General features: G+C 48.4%; 24 protein-coding genes, 3 pseudogenes and 1 other annotated feature. Of the genes and pseudogenes, 14 read left to right on the forward strand and 13 right to left on the reverse strand.

The genetic code is table 11. The annotated features are described in order from the left end of the window. Window positions 1-442: 442 nt before the first annotated feature. The 5 genes and pseudogenes from BEG40_RS16545 to BEG40_RS16565 all read left to right on the forward strand — a co-directional run. Window positions 443-622 (forward strand): annotated as a pseudogene (locus BEG40_RS16545) (hypothetical protein); the annotation flags it as partial. A gap of 135 nt (window positions 623-757) precedes the next feature. Continuing rightward, entirely contained in the window at window positions 758-934 is a 177-nt protein-coding gene (locus BEG40_RS16550) for a DUF1378 family protein (protein ID WP_105285780.1), read from the forward strand. Between the two features lie 25 nt (window positions 935-959). After that, window positions 960-1,265, forward strand: a complete 306-nt coding sequence (locus tag BEG40_RS16555; RefSeq protein WP_261785824.1) for a DUF826 domain-containing protein — start codon at window positions 960-962, stop codon at window positions 1,263-1,265. A 77-nt stretch (window positions 1,266-1,342) separates the two neighbouring features. Then, window positions 1,343-1,558: a class II holin family protein gene (locus BEG40_RS16560; RefSeq protein WP_105285782.1), complete on the forward strand. Its 216-nt coding sequence runs from the start codon at window positions 1,343-1,345 to the stop codon at window positions 1,556-1,558. A 40-nt stretch (window positions 1,559-1,598) separates the two neighbouring features. Continuing rightward, window positions 1,599-1,796: a hypothetical protein gene (locus BEG40_RS16565; protein WP_105285783.1), complete on the forward strand. Its 198-nt coding sequence runs from the start codon at window positions 1,599-1,601 to the stop codon at window positions 1,794-1,796. Here the strand turns inward: BEG40_RS16565 and BEG40_RS16570 are convergent. Next, window positions 1,789-2,106 carry a hypothetical protein gene (locus BEG40_RS16570; protein ID WP_105285784.1) on the reverse strand — a complete coding sequence of 106 codons (318 nt, stop codon included), beginning with the start codon at window positions 2,104-2,106 and terminating at the stop codon, window positions 1,789-1,791. The two genes, BEG40_RS16565 and BEG40_RS16570, sit on opposite strands and share 8 nt — an antisense overlap. Before the next feature lie 127 nt (window positions 2,107-2,233). Here BEG40_RS16570 and BEG40_RS16575 point away from each other — a divergent pair, with 127 nt between their 5' ends. The 3 genes and pseudogenes from BEG40_RS16575 to BEG40_RS22375 all read left to right on the forward strand — a co-directional run bounded on the left by BEG40_RS16575 (window position 2,234) and on the right by BEG40_RS22375 (window position 3,271). After that, on the forward strand, window positions 2,234-2,767 hold the full coding sequence (locus BEG40_RS16575) for a lysozyme (protein ID WP_105285785.1): 534 nt from the start codon (window positions 2,234-2,236) through the stop codon (window positions 2,765-2,767). A gap of 8 nt (window positions 2,768-2,775) precedes the next feature. Further along, a pseudogene (locus BEG40_RS22370) lies at window positions 2,776-2,976 on the forward strand (DUF2514 family protein); the annotation flags it as partial. Window positions 2,977-3,109: 133 nt separating this feature from the next. Then, a complete protein-coding gene (locus BEG40_RS22375; RefSeq protein ID WP_491624916.1) occupies window positions 3,110-3,271 on the forward strand; it encodes a DUF2514 family protein in 162 nt (53 codons plus the stop codon). A gap of 74 nt (window positions 3,272-3,345) precedes the next feature. Here the strand turns inward: BEG40_RS22375 and BEG40_RS16585 are convergent, their stop codons facing one another. Beyond that, complete coding sequence (locus tag BEG40_RS16585; protein ID WP_105285786.1) at window positions 3,346-3,888, reverse strand: cytochrome b; 543 nt, start codon at window positions 3,886-3,888, stop codon at window positions 3,346-3,348. Between the two features lie 968 nt (window positions 3,889-4,856). Between BEG40_RS16585 and BEG40_RS16590 the strand changes: the two are divergent. After that, window positions 4,857-4,982: pseudogene (locus tag BEG40_RS16590) on the forward strand (OmpW family outer membrane protein); the annotation flags it as partial. Between the two features lie 57 nt (window positions 4,983-5,039). Here BEG40_RS16590 and BEG40_RS16595 read toward each other — a convergent pair. The 9 genes from BEG40_RS16595 to trpL form a co-directional block, all read right to left on the reverse strand. Beyond that, entirely contained in the window at window positions 5,040-5,546 is a 507-nt protein-coding gene (locus BEG40_RS16595) for a ferritin-like domain-containing protein (protein WP_105285787.1), read from the reverse strand. A 45-nt stretch (window positions 5,547-5,591) separates the two neighbouring features. Beyond that, window positions 5,592-6,092 carry a YciE/YciF ferroxidase family protein gene (locus BEG40_RS16600; RefSeq protein ID WP_001056502.1) on the reverse strand — a complete coding sequence of 167 codons (501 nt, stop codon included), beginning with the start codon at window positions 6,090-6,092 and terminating at the stop codon, window positions 5,592-5,594. Between the two features lie 85 nt (window positions 6,093-6,177). Continuing rightward, a complete protein-coding gene (locus tag BEG40_RS16605; protein ID WP_000807651.1) occupies window positions 6,178-6,357 on the reverse strand; it encodes a con-10 family general stress protein in 180 nt (59 codons plus the stop codon). 381 nt (window positions 6,358-6,738) lie between these two features. After that, window positions 6,739-7,545 (reverse strand): tryptophan synthase subunit alpha, encoded by an 807-nt coding sequence (gene trpA, locus BEG40_RS16610; protein WP_000443099.1) that lies wholly within the window; start codon window positions 7,543-7,545, stop codon window positions 6,739-6,741. Then, window positions 7,545-8,738, reverse strand: coding sequence for a tryptophan synthase subunit beta (trpB, locus tag BEG40_RS16615; RefSeq protein ID WP_105285788.1), 1,194 nt, complete (start codon window positions 8,736-8,738; stop codon window positions 7,545-7,547). Before trpB ends, trpA begins: the two co-directional genes overlap by 1 nt. Before the next feature lie 11 nt (window positions 8,739-8,749). Beyond that, window positions 8,750-10,111 (reverse strand): bifunctional indole-3-glycerol-phosphate synthase TrpC/phosphoribosylanthranilate isomerase TrpF, encoded by a 1,362-nt coding sequence (gene trpCF, locus BEG40_RS16620; protein ID WP_000983847.1) that lies wholly within the window; start codon window positions 10,109-10,111, stop codon window positions 8,750-8,752. Continuing rightward, window positions 10,112-11,707 (reverse strand): bifunctional anthranilate synthase glutamate amidotransferase component TrpG/anthranilate phosphoribosyltransferase TrpD, encoded by a 1,596-nt coding sequence (trpD, locus tag BEG40_RS16625; RefSeq protein WP_016158394.1) that lies wholly within the window; start codon window positions 11,705-11,707, stop codon window positions 10,112-10,114. After that, entirely contained in the window at window positions 11,707-13,269 is a 1,563-nt protein-coding gene (gene trpE, locus BEG40_RS16630; RefSeq protein WP_001194608.1) for an anthranilate synthase component I, read from the reverse strand. The genes trpD and trpE overlap by 1 nt, the downstream gene beginning before the upstream one ends. A 23-nt stretch (window positions 13,270-13,292) precedes the next feature. Continuing rightward, window positions 13,293-13,386: a sequence feature (Trp leader region), on the reverse strand. Next, window positions 13,363-13,407: a trp operon leader peptide gene (gene trpL, locus BEG40_RS16635; protein WP_001700591.1), complete on the reverse strand. Its 45-nt coding sequence runs from the start codon at window positions 13,405-13,407 to the stop codon at window positions 13,363-13,365. Its footprint overlaps the feature before it by 24 nt. 137 nt (window positions 13,408-13,544) lie before the next feature. Between trpL and rnm the strand changes: the two genes are divergently transcribed. The 5 genes from rnm to BEG40_RS16660 all read left to right on the forward strand — a co-directional run bounded on the left by rnm (window position 13,545) and on the right by BEG40_RS16660 (window position 17,509). Then, window positions 13,545-14,426 carry an RNase RNM gene (gene rnm / locus BEG40_RS16640; RefSeq protein WP_001285653.1) on the forward strand — a complete coding sequence of 294 codons (882 nt, stop codon included), beginning with the start codon at window positions 13,545-13,547 and terminating at the stop codon, window positions 14,424-14,426. Then, the gene (locus BEG40_RS16645; RefSeq protein WP_001295575.1) at window positions 14,423-15,043 is read left to right on the forward strand and encodes an L-threonylcarbamoyladenylate synthase; all 621 of its coding nucleotides are present in this window, start codon (window positions 14,423-14,425) and stop codon (window positions 15,041-15,043) included. Before rnm ends, BEG40_RS16645 begins: the two co-directional genes overlap by 4 nt. A gap of 100 nt (window positions 15,044-15,143) precedes the next feature. Further along, window positions 15,144-16,019 carry a 23S rRNA pseudouridine(2605) synthase RluB gene (gene rluB, locus BEG40_RS16650; protein ID WP_001291217.1) on the forward strand — a complete coding sequence of 292 codons (876 nt, stop codon included), beginning with the start codon at window positions 15,144-15,146 and terminating at the stop codon, window positions 16,017-16,019. A 169-nt stretch (window positions 16,020-16,188) separates the two neighbouring features. Beyond that, window positions 16,189-17,190 carry a hypothetical protein gene (locus BEG40_RS16655; protein ID WP_000622016.1) on the forward strand — a complete coding sequence of 334 codons (1,002 nt, stop codon included), beginning with the start codon at window positions 16,189-16,191 and terminating at the stop codon, window positions 17,188-17,190. A 10-nt stretch (window positions 17,191-17,200) separates the two neighbouring features. Further along, window positions 17,201-17,509, forward strand: coding sequence for a hypothetical protein (locus tag BEG40_RS16660; protein WP_001000708.1), 309 nt, complete (start codon window positions 17,201-17,203; stop codon window positions 17,507-17,509). A 52-nt stretch (window positions 17,510-17,561) separates the two neighbouring features. Here BEG40_RS16660 and cobO read toward each other — a convergent pair whose 3' ends face one another. Further along, window positions 17,562-18,152, reverse strand: a complete 591-nt coding sequence (gene cobO, locus BEG40_RS16665; protein ID WP_001278900.1) for a cob(I)yrinic acid a,c-diamide adenosyltransferase — start codon at window positions 18,150-18,152, stop codon at window positions 17,562-17,564. After that, complete coding sequence (locus BEG40_RS16670) at window positions 18,149-18,907, reverse strand: YciK family oxidoreductase (protein WP_000559298.1); 759 nt, start codon at window positions 18,905-18,907, stop codon at window positions 18,149-18,151. Before BEG40_RS16670 ends, cobO begins: the two co-directional genes overlap by 4 nt. Between the last annotated feature and the right edge of the window lie 19 nt (window positions 18,908-18,926).

Below are 18,926 nucleotides of genomic sequence, written 5' to 3' on the forward strand. Positions count from 1 at the left end.
AGGCCAGTAATGGGTTAAGTGATAACAGGTGTCTGGAAATATAGGGGCAAATCCATAGTGATTATTATTATCTGGAGGTGGTAAAGGTTTTTATTTCTGTATTCGATAATAAAATATGAATATTGAGTTTTATTAATATCACAGTGTTGTTCTTCCTTGGGTTTCTGTTATTCAAATAATAATCGCATTGTGAATCCCCCTGTGCAGATGGGAAGAATGACATATGTTTGGTCGCGTTATCGCATAGGCCAGTTACGTATCCTGTCTGGTCATTGCAGGATTCACCGGGAGGCTCCCGGCGTCATACCGACGATGGAAGTAAATGCGGCCATCAGCCCCTCTTTGGAGGGGCTTCTTTTATGCGAATGAACCACAAGGTGGGTACATCATCTGAAATACATCCATATGTCGTCACTTATGCAGGCCGTACGGGCATATTACCAGCATTCAGGTGACGCCGGTGATTGATGGACAGGACGGGACACCGTTCATGCTGTCGCAGTCTCCGGTAGGGACACTGGCGGCAGACAAGTTACGCCTGACCGATATCACCAGTAATGCAACGTATCCGGTACTGATTGGCAGCATTATGGTGGAAGTGAATAACCCGTCAGCAGGATAAAAAAATGCCGCCGGGAAAGGGAAAACAAGGAAACCGGCGGCAGAGGTCGTTATGTCCAAAGCAAAAAATGCAGGACGCTTTTTTAACCAACAGGTATTAACGATGTCAACACCATATCAATAATTGGGAGGGATAATGATATTTTTACAGCTTATTTTATTGTATTTCTGCACGGTGGTATGTGTCTTATATCTGGTGAGTGGCGGTTATAAAATCATCCGTAACTACATCCGTAAAAAAATTGATGCCATGGCGGCTGAAAAAATCAGCGCCAGTCAGTCAGCTGAGCCAAAAGCTCCCCCCCTCCCGTAATCACATCTCACAGCGAGAAAATCCCATGACAGAAATGAAAAAACTTGTCACTGCTGATGCAGTGAAGTCTGCGCTGCGCACTGAAGAAGTACGCGGTACGCTGAAAGCATCTATCCGTAAAACGTTTGAGGCTCAGATTGATGCTGATGTGGAAGCGATTCTGGATGAGCTTATCGGACCTGCTGAGGGGGCATCTGCGCCACAGGCAGGGGATGGTGAGAATACAGCAGACTCTCCGGTGGAAAACAGCAGCGAACAACCTGAGGCACAACCCGGTGCTGGAGAACAACCGGCTGATGTACTGCAGCCTGAACCAGCGACCATGCTGTGATACATGACGCACAGGCCACCAGCATATCGCGGTGGTCTTTTGTTATCGTGCGCTTTCGGTGAACGGGAGGCGGGGATATGTACCAGATGGAAAAAATCACAACAGGAGTGTCATACACCACGTCTGCGGTGGGGACGGGATACTGGTTTCTGCAGTTGCTGGACAGGCTATCCCCGTCTCAGTGGGCGGCGATAGGTGTGCTGGGGAGTCTGCTGTTTGGTTTGCTGACGTACCTGACGAATCTGTATTTCAAAATTAAAGATGATCGTCGTAAGGCGGCGCGTGGAGAGTAGGTGATGAATAAAAAATACTAACTGGTTGTTAAAGGGATACATGATTGCCTGGATAATGGGGGATTTTCAGGTTGTTGCGGGGATTGAAGCACTGGTCAGTGGTGCAGAAAAGGAAGCATCGCTGATGAAGCCTCTTCTTTGTGATTCTGATAACCACCATTCAGTAAAGTACATTATGGTTTGTGCCTGTCATGGGAACCAAGGGAAAAAGGGGTACTACAGGTTTCTGGCTATCTGAATTTTAATGATAGATTATTGAAAATTCGCTTTTTTTGCAGGCATGCATAATTCTTATCCCATGGGCAATCAGGGCGACTGAATTCCTCATTAACCCATTTGTTAATATGGTGTTTCAGATGCTGAAGCATTAATGGTGTTAATGTGGTGATAACGATATCCATCGTTTCTGTTGACAGTTTGCCGTAAGGCTCTGCGAGAATGGCTCTAGTGGTTTCGCTATTATCCGTGATAAGTCTCCGGAGCTCTGACTTAATATTTTCATTCATTACCTGCAAAAACTCCCTGCGTAAATTGTCTTTGTTATTCATTTATAAAATCTCATTTGTTGTTATCTGATGTGTCCCGGTGAGTATATTGATTATATGTGTTGTGAATGTTGGATTACGCACCAGACATACCATGGAATGAGAAACCGATAAATCCTGATAAATATCCATGAGTGCAAAAATCAAATACGGCCTGTCGGCTGCCGTTCTGGCGATGATTGCCGCAGGGGCTTCTGCGCCTGAAATTCTCGACCAGTTTCTGGATGAAAAGGAAGGCAACCACATAACAGCATACCGTGATGGTACGGGTATCTGGACCATCTGCCGTGGTGCCACAATGGTGGACGGTAAGCCTGTCGTTCCTGGCATGAAACTGACGAAGACAAAATGCGAGCAGGTGAACGCCATCGAGCGCAATAAGGCGCTGGCGTGGGTGGAGGAAAATATCCAGGTATCGCTGACTGAGCCGCAGAAAGCAGGTATCGCGTCGTTCTGTCCGTACAACATTGGCCCAGGTAAGTGTTTCCCGTCGACGTTTTATAAGCGGCTTAATGCCGGTGATCGTAAAGGTGCCTGCGAGGCGATTCGCTGGTGGATTAAGGATGGTGGCAAAGACTGCCGTATTCGCTCAAACAACTGCTACGGTCAGGTATCACGGCGTGACCAGGAAAGCATGCTGACGTGCTGGGGGATAGATAATTGATTAAGCTTGTGGCCATTGTATTGCTGTCAATTGGCTCATTTATTGCCGGAAATGTCTGGTGTGAAAGAGAATGGCAAACGAAATGGGCTGAGCGGGACAGTGAAGAGTCGTCGCAGATTGTTAATACGCAGATTGCTACCAGGAGGATTGAACAGGGGCGTATTGTTGCCCGTGATGAGGCTGTCAAAGATGCACAAGAGAAAGCTGTCAAAGCCAATGCTACTGTTGCTGGTTTATCTGCCACTGTTAGTCAGTTGCGGGAAAAAGCAACAAGGCTTACCAGTCAGACTGGAATCGGCAGAGCATACCGCAAATATTGCCGCTACCGTCAGAAGCAAAACAATCGAAAGCAACGTCGCAATGCTCGCCGACATGCCCGGAAGCCTTGCAGAAGAAGCTGGATATTATGCTAAACGAGCTGACGAAAATTACCGCGCTGGATTGACATGTGAACGCATTTATAATTTAGTCAGAGATTCAAATTATCTGACAGAGACGTACTAATAGTCACTGAAACTGAGGTACAGAGTGTGACAGGTATTATAAAATACCTGTCAGAGTGATGGTTCTTCTCTTCCTCACTTTTTATCATGCTGGTGCTCAGGGAGCATTCTGACAAGTGTATTGTCCTTCTGAATATAATGATGAATTAATGCAGCGCCAGCATGGAGTGTGATTAATAAATAACCAATGTTTGCAAGTGATTCATGAATAGTCTTGGCTACGGATTTTACTTCTCCGTCGGTGTTAGCGAAAGTGGGAATATCAATCCCCAGAAGGCTCCATGCTTTACCTCCAAAAACCATGATTGCAAGTCCTGATATTGGTAACACCAAAAAAGATATGTATAACAGGGTTTGCATGAATTTGGCTGATATCATTTGCCATGCAGGTGGGGGCGGCGTAATAGCTGGTGTTATATATTTATTATTGATAATTACTCTTATTATCATCAGTAGAAGGATAAATATACCAGCATTGTAATGTGTTTCTCTCATAAGCAAATAGGCGGAAGACCCTTTAGGAAACAAACCTCGAAGTTCCATGGCAGCACAGGCTATAGCTATTAATACGAGAGTCAGCCAATGTAATTGAATTTGAAGTTTAGAGTATCTGTTCATATTTCATCCCTTAAGTGTTGTACCATGTCGAACATATAATATAAATCTTAACAAATCATTATTTCATCTGAGTGTTTAAGGCTGTGTTCTTGCAGATGTGCGGAGATACCTTTTGCTACGGGTAATTTCGCATCACTACAGGTTGATATAGCTTTGCGATAGTGAGGATTTTCATACCCATAACTGGCGCTGTATCGTCGCCGTGTTCCCGCATTAACAGAGACCGCAGCCATTACGGGATACTCCTCTGCGCGAGTGTGCGGGGATAATCAAAAACGATGCACACCGGTTTTTTACCGCGTTTATGATTCGCGAGTTTGTCCCTCATGCTCGCCAGTCCTGTGTGAGGGGGGATAAACAGGACGTGTATTCAGAGCCGTGCGACCGTGGTCGCATGATATTATTTATCAGGAGATAGTGATGGAAGAGTCGCAGAAATTTAATTCAGGAATGGAACGATTCAGTGCTCCTGAGCGAGAGCCTTATAACATGTATTCATTGAGTGCCTGTTGTAATATCGCTAAACATTAATCAGGTGACCAAATTTAGTGTGCCACTACATATCAGGTTTTTATAATGGTCAGCGTGCTAATCATGCCATAACAGGCTGATTAGTGGAGTGATGTTGTTCGCATTTTTGCACGGCAGGGGGGCCGATTTTTTGATGATAATGGCGAGTCTGGCGCGGTTGAATGCATTCCATTACATAAAAAGCCCTGATTAAATATTCAGGGCTTTGCGCTACAAAAATGAACATTTTATGGATACTGAAAATTCGTTGGTATGGCAAACAACCGATATGTGGATGTATCGGGTGGGAGAAGACCAATTTGACAGGAATAAGCCCCTGCAAAAATAAAAAAGAGTTCAACGAAATCAAACAGTTAATGTAGCAGGGAATCGGTATAAAAAAGCGACTAAAAGTCTTGTTTTTCTTTTTATAAACAAATGGTTATTACCTTTTTCAAAACCTGCCAGTCTGGTACATGGATATCGATACTACCGCCAATTATAAGCTGGGCGGTGCACAGCAACACGATAGCGTACGCCTCGATCCGTGGGTGTTTATGTTCTCAGCAGGTTATCGCTTTTAATTCCCCGCAAAAATGACCCGTAATTACGGGGTCAATAAGGACATGGCATAAAGGGTATTATTTCTTCGCTTCTACGCCATCAGCTTCAGAGCGAATTAAAAATTTCTCAGTTGTTTGCGGAATATGCTGAATCAGCCAGTCGGCCATCTGCTTTTCCTCATTTAAAATCGCTTCGATGACCGGAATAGAGGCGGTATCACCGGCATTTTTTGCCGCAGCTAATAGTGAGGTATAGCAGGCGATTTCAAATTGCTCGAAGACATAGCCGCTAATTGAACCTTTTACAATTTCATCAGAAGGGAAAATACCACCAATAGACTGCCCAAGCGCCGCCATTTTACTCATCGAATCTTTAATGACTGAGCGCGAAATGTCATTACGGTCAAGAATAGTTTCCAGTTGAACAATCTGGTTTTTAGTTTCGCTAAGATGTTGTTCAATACGTACGCGTAAATCAGGATAATTATCTATGCGGCTGGCCATTGATTCAAGCATAGATTCTGCTTGCTTTTCCATTGCATGGGCGTCACGTAGCCAGTCATGATAATGTTCAATACGATTCATGAAAATGTCCTCTTTATAAAATTACTGAAAGTTTAAGTTCATATTTCAGGCTTTATTTTCGGCTTTCTTATTTACGTTATTAAGGGCCAGATCAGTCAGTTTGATATCGGTAGCCTTTTCTTCTTCCAGGGTTTCTTTAAGAAGCTTCGCTGCTTTACGATAACCTAACTGTTCAGCCAGGGTCGCTAATGTCCCGTAACTGGCAATCTCATAGTGCTCGACTTTCTGTGCGGCGGCAATCAGTGCGGCATCACGCACTTCGTTTTTCTCGGTGCTTTCGATGACCTCATTAGCTTCTTCAATGAGTCCTTCCATTGCTACACACTTCATGCGTTTAATTTTAAGATTTGATTCGGATTCTACGACTTGATCAATACGTTCTATCTGTCCATGAGTTTCCTCAAGGTGCGCATGAAAGGCCTGGCTTAATTTTTCGTTAGATGTCGCTCTGGAAAGTTTTGCCAGCGCGCGAGTTAACTGTTTTTCTGCGCTGTAGGTGTCTGAAAGCAGGTGAATAAATACATCTTCAATGGTCTTCATATTCATATTTTTCTCCAGTGAAATTACTGCGAGCCAGAAGGCTCGCAGATGCAATTATCTTTATCAGCTGATATTAATAATTAACAGTGGATCAGGATTTTCCTGATTTATTACCACCGCTTTGTTGACCGCCTTTTTTACCCGCTTCGGATGCGCGTTGCGGATCATTTTTAAAATTACCGCCGCTGTGCTGACCGCCTTTACGACCTGCGTCGGATGCCTTCTCACGGTCTTCGGCGAAATTTCCTGAACCACCACGATGTTCGGCCATGTTATTTCTCCCGTTGCGTTGCATTGTTTCATTAATATGAGTGTTGTGTGTCGACACTCATTAAAATTAGCCGCTAATGAGAATTAGTCAAATTAAGTGTGGCAAGAAGGAGGGTGGGAAATATATTTTTGAGGAAACTTCTAGGTATATTAACAATTGCCTGAGGAATAAGTGACTTAGGAAAAATTATTGATTTTACTGGTGTTATGTTGCGGGATTAATTTGTTTGATTATATTACTGTTGGGCGGAAAAATGACGTAAGTTGACGTATGTTAGGGTTAAGCAAAACGGTAAAAAGGCAAATAATAAATAAAATTAAGATTTTTCTGGCTTCGTTAAAGGAATACAAAATGCCGTCAGCAGAACTGACGGCTGTGGGATTAACTGCGTGTTGCCGCTTTCATCGGTTGTACAAAAGCTTTCAATGCTACCAGCATTTTCTCTGGCTCATTAATATGTTGCTCGATGATTTTAACAATTGCCGAACCAGAAATCGCGCCCGCAGCTCCTGCATCAATCGCTGCTTTTACCTGTTCCGGGGCAGAAATACCAAACCCTTGTAACGGAGGCGCAGCGTTGTACTCTTTCAGCTTCGCGACCAGATGATTGAGGGGTAACGCGGCGCGTTTTTCAGCTCCGGTCACGCCTGCTCGCGACAGTAAATAGGTGTAACCACGACCGTAAGAAGCAATCTGGCGCAGCAAATCATCATCGGCATTCGGCGGGCAGATAAAGATAGGTGCGACATTATGGCGCAACGCGGCCTGACGGAAGGGCGCAGACTCTTCCACGGGCACATCGGCAACCAGCACCGAATCGATGCCGGCTTTCTCGCACTGGGCATAAAACTCATCAATGCCTTTGTTAAACACCAGATTGGCGTACATCAAAAGGCCGATGGGAATGGTCGGGTGCTTCTGGCGAATCAGTGCCAGCATCTCAAAGCACTGCGCCGGGGTCACTCCTGCCGCAAAAGCACGCAGAGTCGCGTTTTGAATGGTCGGGCCATCCGCGAGTGGGTCGGAGAAGGGGATGCCTAACTCCAGCGCGTCAGCACCAGCTTCAATTAGCGTATCGATAATTTTCAGCGACTGCTCAATGCCAGGGTCACCGAGAGTCACGAAAGGAACAAATGCGCCTTCTTTGCGCTCCTTCAACTGGGCAAACAGAGTTTCATAGCGTTCCATCAGATTTCCCCTCGTGCTTTCAAAATATCGTGAACGGTGAAGATGTCTTTATCGCCGCGACCGGAAAGGTTAACCACCAGCAGCTGCTCTTTTTCCGGATTTTCGCGCATCATTTTCAGCGCATGAGCCAGGGCATGGGAGGATTCCAGCGCAGGAATAATCCCTTCATGCAGGCACAGCGTTTTAAAGGCTTCCAGTGCTTCATCATCGGTAATTGACACGTAATCTGCGCGTCCAATGCTGTTGAGATACGCATGTTGCGGGCCGACGGACGGGAAATCCAGTCCGGCGGAGATGGAGTATGATTCTTCAATCTGCCCGTCTTCAGTCTGCATCATCGGCGCTTTCATACCGAAATAGATGCCCACGCGACCATGTTTTAACGGTGCGCCGTGCTCGCCGGTTTCGATACCGTGACCGCCAGGCTCCACGCCAATCAGGCAGACGTCGGTTTCGTTGATGAAATCAGCAAACATACCGATGGCATTAGAACCACCGCCAACGCAGGCGATAACGGCATCCGGCAGGCGACCTTCTCTTTCCAGAATTTGCGCTTTCGTTTCTTCGCCAATCATCCGCTGAAACTCACGCACAATGGTCGGGTAAGGATGCGGGCCAGCTGCGGTGCCCAGCATATAGTGCGCGGTTTCATAACTGCCTGACCAGTCGCGCAGCGCCTCATTACAGGCATCTTTCAGCGTCGCCGAACCGCTATGCACCGGGATTACTTCTGCACCCATTAAGCGCATACGAAAAACGTTAGGCGACTGGCGTTCAACGTCTTTGGCTCCCATATAAATGCGGCATTTCAGGCCGAGCAGGGCGCTGGCAAGGGCAGACGCCACGCCATGCTGACCGGCACCGGTTTCGGCGATGATTTCGATTTTACCCATCCGCTTCGCCAGTAAAGCCTGACCGAGCACCTGGTTGGTTTTATGTGCGCCGCCGTGCAATAAATCTTCGCGCTTCAGGTACAGCGTGGTTTTAGTACCCGCCGTAATGTTCTGGCATTTAGTCAGCGCGGTCGGACGTCCGGCATAGTTTTTCAGCAGATCGTTGAACTGAGTCTGAAATTCAGGATCTTTTTGCGCGCTGACGAAGGCCTCTTCCAGCTGGCGCAGGGCAGGCATCAGGATTTGTGGCACGTACATGCCGCCAAACTCACCAAAATAGGGGTTAAGTAATGTTGTCATTGTTCCTTTCCTTAATATGCGCGCAGTGTCTGAAAGACCGAGGCCAAAAGATGTGCATCTTTGATGCCCGGTTGTGACTCTACAGCAGAATTAAAATCAAGCCCGGCGCAGCCGGTTTGTGCCGCTTCCACGCAGTTATCTGCGCCTAAGCCCCCCGCCAGCAGGACGTTGCCAAGCGATTGACCATTTAACAGTGACCAGTCGAAACGTTGCCCGCTCCCGCCCTGACCGTTGTCGAAAACATATTTATCAATGTGCTGAAAATCGCGCGCGGGCAGGGTTTCTCCAACGCTCAATGCTTTCCAGATGGCAACGTTTGCTGGCAGAGCATCACGCAGTGCGTCGATATACTGCTGGTCTTCATTGCCATGCAGTTGTACTGCTGCCAGCGATAAGGTATTCGCTTTTGCTAGCACATCGGTAAGGTCGTGGTTACGAAACACGCCGACATACTGTAGTGACGCCGCAGTTATTACTTCCTGCGCCTGTTCAACGCTGACGCAGCGCGGTGATGTCGCAACAAAAATCAATCCGCCGTAAATCGCGCCTGCGTCATAAGCAGCTCTGGCATCTTGTGGGCGAGTCAGGCCACACACTTTATTCTCACCCAGTAGTACCCGACGCACGGCGGCGTTTAGATCGTCGTGCGCCATCAGCGCCGAGCCAATCAAAAAACCATTAGCGAAGTGGCTTAACTCGCGTACTTGCGCGTAAGTGTTGATACCCGACTCGCTGATCACCGTCACGTTGTGCCCCAGTTTCGGCGCAAGCTCGCGCGTGCGGTTGAGATCAATCGACAAATCACGCAGATCGCGGTTGTTGATGCCAACGACTTTTGCCCCCAGCGCAATGGCGCGCTCCAGTTCCTCTTCATTACTGACTTCGGTCAGCACACCCATCCCCAGACTATGGGCGACAGCAGCGAGCTGGCGATACTGTTCGTCGTCCAGTACTGAAAGCATTAATAAGCAGGCATCGGCCTGGTAATAGCGCGCCAGATAGATCTGGTAAGGGTCGATAATGAAGTCTTTACATAAAATCGGCTGCGGGGCGATTTGGCTGACGATGGGGAGGAAATCAAAGCTCCCCTGAAAATATTTCTCATCAGTCAGCACCGAAATTGCCGAAGCGTAATGTTTATAAATGGCGGCAATGCGTGCTGGATCGAAATCATCACGGATCACGCCTTTTGACGGCGACGCTTTCTTGCACTCCAGAATAAACGCCGTGCGCGCACCCTGTAGCGCATCATAAAAATGTCGCGTGCTCGGCTGAACCTCATTCTGAAAACTGGCCAGCGGTTGCTGCTGTTTGCGGGCTTCTATCCAAATCGCCTTGTCTGCGACGATTTTCGCTAAAACGGTTTGCATCATTTACCCTCGTGCCGCCAGTGCGGTGACTCTGTCGTAAGCGGAACCACTGCGCAGTACCTCAAGAACGGTTTGCGCATTGGCTTGCAGATCTTCCTGGCCATGCAGGCGCATTAACATGGCGACATTCGCCGCGACGGCTGCCTCATGGGCGGCGTCGCCTTTACCTTGTAACAAACGTGTTAAAATGTCACGGTTTTCTTCCGGCGTTCCGCCTGCCAGTTGTTCCTGGTGGTAGGGAGTCAGGCCAAAATCTTCTGCGGTCAACTGATAGCTCTTAATTTCGCCGTCATGAAGCTCTGCAACGATTGTCGGCGCGTGTAATGAAACTTCATCCATCCCGCCGCTGTGCACCACCGCCGCGCGTTGATACCCCAGCACGCGCAAGGTTTCGGCAATCGGCAGCACCAGTTCCGGACTATAAACACCAATTAACGCCAGCGGCGGATGCGCCGGGTTAATCAATGGCCCCAGCACGTTGAACAGAGTGCGGGTTTTTAGTTGCTGACGAACTGGCATCGCATGGCGGAATCCAGTGTGATATTTCGGTGCGAAGAGGAAGCAAACGCCTAACTCGTCCAGCGCCTGGCGCGATTTATCGGCATTCATATCCAGGTTGATACCAAACGCTGCCAGCAGATCCGACGAACCCGATTTACTGGAGACACTGCGGTTGCCGTGTTTCGCCACTTTCAGGCCACAGGCTGCTGCAACAAAAGCACTGGCGGTAGAAATGTTGATACTGTTGCTGCCGTCACCGCCGGTGCCGACGATATCGGCAAACAGATAATCCGGGCGCGGGAACGGCGCAGCGTTTTCCAGAAGCGCAGTTGCTGCTCCGGCGATTTCGTTCGGGTGCTCGCCGCGAATTTTCATGCTCACCAGCGCCGCTGCCAGTTGTTCCGGTTTCAGTTCGCCACGCACCACCGCTGAAAAAAGCTGGTGGCTTTCCTGCTGGCTAAGCGTCTGCGCCTGATACAGTTTTTCCAGAATCGGTTGCAGCGTGTTGGTGGGTTCCAGCTTTTGCTGCGCCCAGGCCAGCGTTTGTTCCAGCAGGCGAGCGCCCTGAGTGGTGAGAATGGATTCCGGATGGAACTGGAATCCGCAAACGCGATCCGCATCATGACGAACCGCCATTACCATGCCATTAAAATGGGCATTGATGGTTAAACCGGCCGGAATGTTACTGCCAACCAGCGAGTGATAACGCGCCACCGGCAGTGGGTTTGTTAACCCGGCAAACATCGCCTGACCGTCATGTTCAATGCTCGACGCTTTACCGTGCAAAATTTCGCCCGCTTGTCCGACATACCCCCCATAGGCTTCGACAATCGCCTGATGACCGAGGCAAATGCCAATAATCGGCAGCTTGCCGCGCAGACGGGTAAGCAGTTCCGGCATACAACCGGCTTCACTCGGCACACCAGGGCCAGGAGAAAGCATCAGCACCGGATTGCTCATCGTCGCCAGGCGTTCAATTAAGGTCTGCGCCGGAATATGGTTGCGGTAAATCACCACGTTATGACCATTGCTGCGCAACTGATCTGCCAGGTTGTAAGTAAAAGAGTCGATATTATCGAGCAGCAGAATGTCAGCCATCAGAAAGTCTCCTGTGCATGATGCGCGGTGGCGATAGCGCGCAGTACAGCGCGGGCTTTATTACGGGTTTCGTCGGCTTCCGACTGCGGAACAGAATCAAGAACCACGCCAGCACCGGCTTGCACGGTGGCGATGCCGTTTTCCACCAGCGCCGAGCGGATCACAATGCAGGTATCGAGATCGCCGTGCGCGGTGAAATAACCTACTGCGCCGCCGTAACTGCCGCGTCGACGACCTTCTGCTTCGGCAATTAACTGCATGGCACGCACTTTCGGCGCGCCACTTAATGTGCCCATATTCATACAGGCGCGGTAAGCGTGCAGGGCGTCGAGATCGTGACGCAATTCACCGACAACGCGGGAGACGAGATGCATCACGTAAGAGTAACGGTCCACTTTGGTGAGGTCGGCAACGTAGCGGCTGCCGGGAGTGCAAATGCGCGCCAGGTCATTACGAGCGAGATCCACCAACATCAGATGTTCCGAAAGCTCTTTATGGTCGGTACGCATCTCCAGTTCAATGCGGCTGTCGAGGTCTCTGTCCAGTGAACCATCGGCGCGACGACCTCGTGGGCGTGTTCCTGCAATCGGGTAGATTTCAATCTGGCGACTGGTGGCGTCATACTTGAGCGAACTTTCCGGCGACGCGCCAAACAGGGTGAAATCATTATCCTGCATAAAAAACATGTACGGGCTGGGATTACTCTTTTTCAGCACGTAATAGGCCGCCAGCGGTGACGGGCAGGGCAGTGAGAAACGGCGAGAGGGTACGACCTGGAAAATCTCTCCGGCGCGAATCGCTTTTTGCAACGAACGCACGACACCGCCGAACTCTTCATCACTTTGATTACACTCACAACGCATATGCGGCACAGAAACCACCGGCAGCGGCGGTGCGGTTTCGGTTAGCTGTTGGCGAAGTTCAGCAAGGCGTGCGGTGAGGCGCTGTTTTTCTTCTTCATTTGGAGCAAACAGGCTGGCCTGAATACGGGTACTTTTCTTCTGATGGTCAATCACCATCAGCGTTTCAGCGAGATAAAAACAGAAATCAGGGCAGCTATTTTCCGCCGTTAGTTGCGGTAAATCTTCAAATCCTGCGACCAGGTCATAAGAGAACAGGCCGCCGAAGAACATTGCTTCTCGTTCTTCCTTCGGTACATTCAACAGATTCTGCAATAAGCGGAAAGCGTCAAAAACAGAAAGGGAGCATAAGCGAGCGTCTTCATCCAGCAGTGAACTGACAGGGGGGAAGCGCAGCACACGGCAGTTTGGTGATTGTTCATTTTCCACACCCGCAGGCAGGGCGTTATCCAGTAGTGTCAGCAGGGCTTCACCATTGCCGGAAAGCGACTGGATTGTGACAGTGTCACCTAAAGCTGTAATGCGCAGCGCACTGTCCACCAACAGCAGGCTTTTTAAATCATCTTTGCTGTCGATATCTGCGGATTCCAGCAGCAGCGTTGCGGGACGATCCCCACACAACTGGTGAAAAAGTGCGGTTGGATTGTCGCGATAAGCACCTTCGCAGGTTAACAGTTCGAGAGTCGGTTTTTGTGTTTGCATTGTTATTCTCGTTAATTTTGTTCAAAAAAAAGCCCGCTCATTAGGCGGGCTGGGTATCTGATTGCTTTACGCATGGTGAATACACTGCCCGTTTCAGGAAGTGCGCCACCAACCTTTCAGTACGAAAATCGCTTTCATTGTCGATACCCTTTTTACGTGAACTTGCGTACTAGTTAACTAGTTCGATGATTGATTGTCAACAGCTCATTTCAGAATATTTGTCAGAACCGTTATGATGTCGGCGCAAAAAACATTTTCCAAAACGGGAGTGCGCCTTGAGCGACACAAATTACGCAGTCATTTATGACCTGCACAGCCATACCACGGCTTCCGATGGCTGCCTGACGCCAGAGGCGCTGGTACACCGTGCTGTAGACATGCGCGTCGGCACGCTGGCGATCACTGACCATGACACCACAGCAGCAATCGCACCAGCAAGAGAAGAAATTTCACGTTCAGGACTGGCGCTGAATCTTATTCCAGGCGTGGAAATTTCTACCGTATGGGAAAATCATGAAATTCATATTGTCGGGCTGAATATTGATATTACTCATCCGCTAATGTGTGAGTTCCTGGCGCAGCAAACAGCACGGCGCAATCAGCGGGCGCAGTTAATCGCTGAAAGACTGGAAAAAGCGCAAATACCTGGTGCTCTGGAAGGCGCGCAAAGACTGGCGCAGGGGGGCGCAGTGACGCGCGGTCATTTTGCTCGTTTTCTGGTCGAATGCGGCAAAGCCAGTTCAATGGCGGATGTCTTTAAAAAATATCTGGCGCGTGGGAAAACCGGATACGTTCCGCCGCAGTGGTGTACAATAGAACAAGCTATTGATGTCATTCATCATTCTGGCGGTAAGGCGGTGCTTGCTCATCCTGGGCGGTACAATCTTAGTGCTAAATGGCTGAAAAGATTGGTTGCGCATTTTGCCGAACACCACGGCGACGCGATGGAAGTCGCGCAGTGCCAGCAATCGCCCAATGAACGCACCCAACTGGCGACACTTGCCCGCCAGCACCATTTATGGGCATCACAAGGATCTGATTTTCATCAGCCGTGCCCGTGGATTGAACTGGGTCGTAAACTCTGGCTGCCCGCAGGCGTTGAAGGCGTCTGGCAGCTATGGGAACAGCCGCAGAACACCACAGAGAGGGAATTATGAGTCAGTTTTTTTATATTCATCCTGATAACCCGCAGCAACGTCTGATCAACCAGGCGGTGGAGATCGTGCGTAAAGGCGGGGTGATTGTTTATCCAACCGATTCCGGCTATGCGCTCGGCTGTAAAATTGAAGATAAAAACGCGATGGAGCGTATTTGTCGTATTCGCCAGCTGCCGGACGGTCACAACTTTACTCTGATGTGTCGCGATCTTTCCGAACTCTCGACCTATTCCTTTGTGGATAACGTCGCGTTTCGCCTGATGAAAAACAACACGCCAGGTAACTACACTTTCATCCTGAAGGGAACGAAAGAGGTGCCACGCCGTTTGTTGCAGGAAAAACGCAAAACCATCGGTATGCGTGTGCCTTCTAACCCGATTGCGCAGGCGTTGCTTGAAGCACTGGGCGAACCGATGCTTTCCACTTCGCTAATGCTGCCAGGCAGCGAATTTACCGAATCCGATCCGGAAGAAATTAAAGACCGTCTGGAAAAACAGGTAGATTTGATTATTCACGGCGGCTATCTCGGGCAGAAACCAACAACGGTTATTGATCTTACCGATGATACGCCGGTCGTGGTGCGTGAAGGCGTGGGTGATGTGAAGCCTTTCTTATAAGAGCGTAACTCTGTATACTACGCGGCCTTAAAATGGCACTGAATGGTGCCATTCATTCTCCTGTTCGACGCCTGTGAAGGCGACACCAAAAGGAAGCTCTATGAGCGAAAAGCTACAGAAAGTGCTGGCGCGTGCCGGCCACGGTTCTCGCCGTGAAATCGAATCTATTATTGAAGCCGGTCGCGTGAGTGTTGATGGCAAAATTGCTAAACTCGGCGATCGCGTTGAAGTTACCCCTGGACTGAAAATCCGTATCGATGGTCATCTTATTTCGGTGCGTGAGTCCGCTGAGCAAATTTGTCGCGTTCTGGCCTATTACAAGCCGGAAGGTGAGTTATGTACCCGTAACGACCCGGAAGGGCGTCCGACAGTGTTTGATCGTCTGCCAAAACTGCGTGGTGCGCGCTGGATTGCCGTAGGTCGTCTCGACGTTAATACCTGTGGTCTGTTGCTGTTCACCACCGACGGTGAACTGGCAAACCGTTTAATGCACCCCAGTCGTGAAGTTGAACGTGAATATGCCGTGCGTGTATTTGGTCAGGTTGACGACGCGAAACTGCGTGATTTGAGTCGTGGCGTGCAGCTGGAAGATGGTCCGGCAGCCTTTAAAACCATCAAGTTCAGCGGCGGCGAAGGGATCAACCAGTGGTACAACGTTACCCTGACCGAAGGCCGTAACCGTGAAGTTCGTCGTTTGTGGGAAGCGGTTGGCGTGCAGGTTAGCCGCCTGATTCGTGTGCGTTATGGTGATATCCCTCTACCGAAAGGTCTGCCACGTGGTGGCTGGACGGAGCTGGATCTCGCCCAGACTAACTATTTGCGTGAGCTGGTGGAACTACCGCCAGAAACCAGTTCTAAAGTTGCCGTAGAAAAAGATCGTCGTCGTATGAAGGCGAATCAAATTCGACGTGCGGTGAAACGTCACAGTCAGGTGAGTGGCGGTCGTCGTTCTGGTGGACGTAATAATAACGGTTAATTTAAGTTAAGTATAAAATAAAGGCCCTACGGGGCCTTTTCTTTATTTGAAGCATGATAAATAGTCGCAGTATTTTAATTTAATTTCATACTTGCTTATGAATAATACCCGGAAATAGCCACATTAATATTTAATTATCTGAGATAAACTCAACGTCAAGAGGTGGGTTATGATTAGATATAGTGGAATATTTCTATCTCTGTTAATGCTTTCAGGATGTGCAACCGAAGCATTAAAAAATGAACAAGCTGAATCTGTTATTTCTGCGGGTAACAAGGCGGTTGCGGCGAATGCAAGTTTCTTTAAACAATACTATGCTTCTCGTGAAAACTTTCTTGTTAATTTTTATGCGACTAATCCAGAGTGTGCATTGCGGCCTGATTATACCATTGATGTAGGGAACAATCGACAGGGCGAAAGTTTATGCCAACCGCCGGGTCCAATGACAGAAAAAGTACAACTAGCTCCATTTGAAAAAAAGAAATTACTTGCTTCAATGGAAGTCATTAATAGCATGAGTGCTTATGTAGAACTCCTGACTGAAGATATGGCATCGACTGAGAGTCAGCAGGTGGCATTACTTAAACAGGCTCTGGATCACGCAAACAACGCGGAAGCATTACTTGGTGTTTCACCAGGGAAAGATTTAGAGCAATCTGCAGCAGCAGTTAAAGATTTAGTAAATTATTTCAATGAGTTATATATAATAAAAGTCAATTCTGGGAAAATAGGTAAAACGGTAGATAAAAACTGGGCAAGACTTATAAATAATATGAAAGTTTTGCGCAATGATATTTATACAAAAAGTAATAAAATGGAAAAACTTACCTTTGCGAATGTGCATAATAATATGGTTTATTATAATGACATATCTAAAAACTCAAGAAATACAGAGTTTAACACTCTGAAAAACAGGAAAGAGTTTCTAAGCTCAGTAATCAATGTGAATGAAACCAGACTACAGGCATCGGCACCAGCTATGCCCGCGATTGAGGCTTTAAATGCCTTTATAGATAAGGGTGATTATCTGAAAAATTTATACACTAATAAAACACGCACAGCGGCTGAACAAAAAAGGTTAAATGAAATATTACGCGCACAAGTAATTAGTGGATTAAAGGCGTCTGAGGGGCTGGCAAAACTACTTCTTGCTAGCGGAATAATGTTATAGGAGGATTTTTATGAACGATGTACAAAATCGTAGAATACTGGCATTACTCGACATGCTGTATAATACCCTGGGCAACAAAACCACATGCAAGGTTTGCCATAAATATTTTATCCTTATCCTCTCGGTTATGAACAACCTGACGATTAACTATGGTACTGAAACCTCACCAGAGTTAAGCGCAATCAGTTATGAAGACGCGAATGCGTTAATTACTGAACTGATATTATTTATTGAAGATGTTGACGCTGAGAATCATGAAGCATATCCGGGACATTTGAGTGAGATTAAACGCATTCTGAATTTCGCTATTGCCGCTTGAATATAATTATGATTAAAGCACCCCAAGAGACGATCTTTTGAGGTGCTTTCACTTAATAATCAATCCCGATTTGCGCCTTAACGCCTGCATCAAACGCATGTTTGACGGGGCGTAATTCACTGACGGTATCTGCCAGCTCAAGTATATCCCGATGACAGCCACGACCCGTGATAATCACCGTTTGCTGATGTGGACGATCATTTAAGGCCTGCATCACTTCTTCCAGTGGCAAATAGTCATACGCCACCATATACGTCAGCTCATCGAGCAAAACCATATCTAGCGAGGAATCAGCCAGCATTCGTTTTGCATGTTGCCAGACTTCGCGGCAGGCGGCGGTATCAGACTCGCGGTTTTGTGTATCCCAGGTAAAGCCGGTTGCCATCACCTGAAACTCGACGCCGTGCGGCTCCAGCAGATTTCGTTCGCCGTTAGGCCAGGTGCCCTTAATAAACTGCACGACGCCCACTTTTTTTCCGTGACCTACCGCGCGCGTTGCCGTACCAAATGCCGCAGTGGTTTTGCCTTTTCCATTGCCAGTAAAAACGATAATAATGCCGCGTTCATCCTGGGCCTGCGCCACACGGGCATCCACTTTTTCTTTAACTCGCTGCTGACGCTGTTGGTAGCGTTCATCACTCATTGGGAAATTCCTGGTTTACGGCCCGGTTGGGCGTCAAAGGTCATGCCGGTTTTACGGCGGCTATCATCGCCCATCAGCCAGAGGTAAAGTGGCATGATATCAGCGGGGGTTTTGAGTTTCTGCGGATCTTCCGTCGGGAAGGCACTGGCACGCATTGCGGTGCGCGTACCTCCTGGATTAATACAGTTAACGCGCAGACGTTGCTGATATTCATCGGCAAGTACCTGCATCATCCCTTCGGTGGCAAATTTCGACACCGCATATGCGCCCCAGTTGGCTCGCCCCTGACGGCCGACGCTTGATGAGGTAAAGACCAGCGAACCGGCGTCCGATTTGAGTAATAAAGGAAGCAGTGCTTGGGTCAGCATAAAGGTGGCATTAACGTTGACCTGCATGACATCCTGCCAGACCTGTGGATTTTGTTCGCTCATCGGGCAAACTTCGCCAAGCAATCCGGCATTATGCAGAACGCCGTCCAGACGCGGATAATTAACGGCAATGCGCTGTGCCAGTTGATGGCAATCTTCGGATGTGCAGGTCAGTAAATCGAGAATAAACCACTGTGGATGACGTCCGGTCTCTTCGAACATACGCTGGGCGACCTGACGTAATTTTTCTTCATTACGACCCAGTAAAATCACTGTCGCGCCATAACGCGCATAAGTCTGAGCGGCTTCACGACCAATGCCGTCGCTGGCGCCGGTTACCAGGATAATACGATCATTGAGTAAATCTTGTTTTGGTTGGTAATGCATGGCTACTCCTCAACGACAT

The sequence above is a fragment of the Escherichia sp. MOD1-EC5495 genome (assembly GCF_002965965.1).
Lineage (GTDB): Bacteria > Pseudomonadota > Gammaproteobacteria > Enterobacterales > Enterobacteriaceae > Escherichia > Escherichia ruysiae.

Bases quoted from the DNA above. Each gene is read 5' to 3' on its own strand.
- BEG40_RS16605 (WP_000807651.1), bottom strand. From the start codon at position 6,357: ATGGCCGAACATCGTGGTGGTTCAGGAAATTTCGCCGAAGACCGTGAG.
- trpCF (WP_000983847.1), bottom strand. From the start codon at position 10,111: ATGATGCAAACCGTTTTAGCGAAAATCGTCGCAGACAAGGCGATTTGG.
- BEG40_RS16660 (WP_001000708.1), top strand. From the start codon at position 17,201: ATGAACGATGTACAAAATCGTAGAATACTGGCATTACTCGACATGCTG.
- BEG40_RS16670 (WP_000559298.1), bottom strand. From the start codon at position 18,907: ATGCATTACCAACCAAAACAAGATTTACTCAATGATCGTATTATCCTG.
- trpE (WP_001194608.1), bottom strand. From the start codon at position 13,269: ATGCAAACACAAAAACCGACTCTCGAACTGTTAACCTGCGAAGGTGCT.
- BEG40_RS16655 (WP_000622016.1), top strand. From the start codon at position 16,189: ATGATTAGATATAGTGGAATATTTCTATCTCTGTTAATGCTTTCAGGA.
- BEG40_RS16595 (WP_105285787.1), bottom strand. From the start codon at position 5,546: ATGAATCGTATTGAACATTATCATGACTGGCTACGTGACGCCCATGCA.
- BEG40_RS16560 (WP_105285782.1), top strand. From the start codon at position 1,343: ATGTACCAGATGGAAAAAATCACAACAGGAGTGTCATACACCACGTCT.
- BEG40_RS16570 (WP_105285784.1), bottom strand. From the start codon at position 2,106: ATGAATAACAAAGACAATTTACGCAGGGAGTTTTTGCAGGTAATGAAT.
- rluB (WP_001291217.1), top strand. From the start codon at position 15,144: ATGAGCGAAAAGCTACAGAAAGTGCTGGCGCGTGCCGGCCACGGTTCT.
- trpA (WP_000443099.1), bottom strand. From the start codon at position 7,545: ATGGAACGCTATGAAACTCTGTTTGCCCAGTTGAAGGAGCGCAAAGAA.
- BEG40_RS16600 (WP_001056502.1), bottom strand. From the start codon at position 6,092: ATGAATATGAAGACCATTGAAGATGTATTTATTCACCTGCTTTCAGAC.
- trpB (WP_105285788.1), bottom strand. From the start codon at position 8,738: ATGACAACATTACTTAACCCCTATTTTGGTGAGTTTGGCGGCATGTAC.
- trpD (WP_016158394.1), bottom strand. From the start codon at position 11,707: ATGGCTGACATTCTGCTGCTCGATAATATCGACTCTTTTACTTACAAC.
- BEG40_RS16550 (WP_105285780.1), top strand. From the start codon at position 758: ATGATATTTTTACAGCTTATTTTATTGTATTTCTGCACGGTGGTATGT.
- cobO (WP_001278900.1), bottom strand. From the start codon at position 18,152: ATGAGTGATGAACGCTACCAACAGCGTCAGCAGCGAGTTAAAGAAAAA.
- BEG40_RS16565 (WP_105285783.1), top strand. From the start codon at position 1,599: ATGATTGCCTGGATAATGGGGGATTTTCAGGTTGTTGCGGGGATTGAA.
- BEG40_RS16575 (WP_105285785.1), top strand. From the start codon at position 2,234: ATGAGTGCAAAAATCAAATACGGCCTGTCGGCTGCCGTTCTGGCGATG.
- BEG40_RS16555 (WP_261785824.1), top strand. From the start codon at position 960: ATGACAGAAATGAAAAAACTTGTCACTGCTGATGCAGTGAAGTCTGCG.
- BEG40_RS16585 (WP_105285786.1), bottom strand. From the start codon at position 3,888: ATGAACAGATACTCTAAACTTCAAATTCAATTACATTGGCTGACTCTC.
- BEG40_RS16645 (WP_001295575.1), top strand. From the start codon at position 14,423: ATGAGTCAGTTTTTTTATATTCATCCTGATAACCCGCAGCAACGTCTG.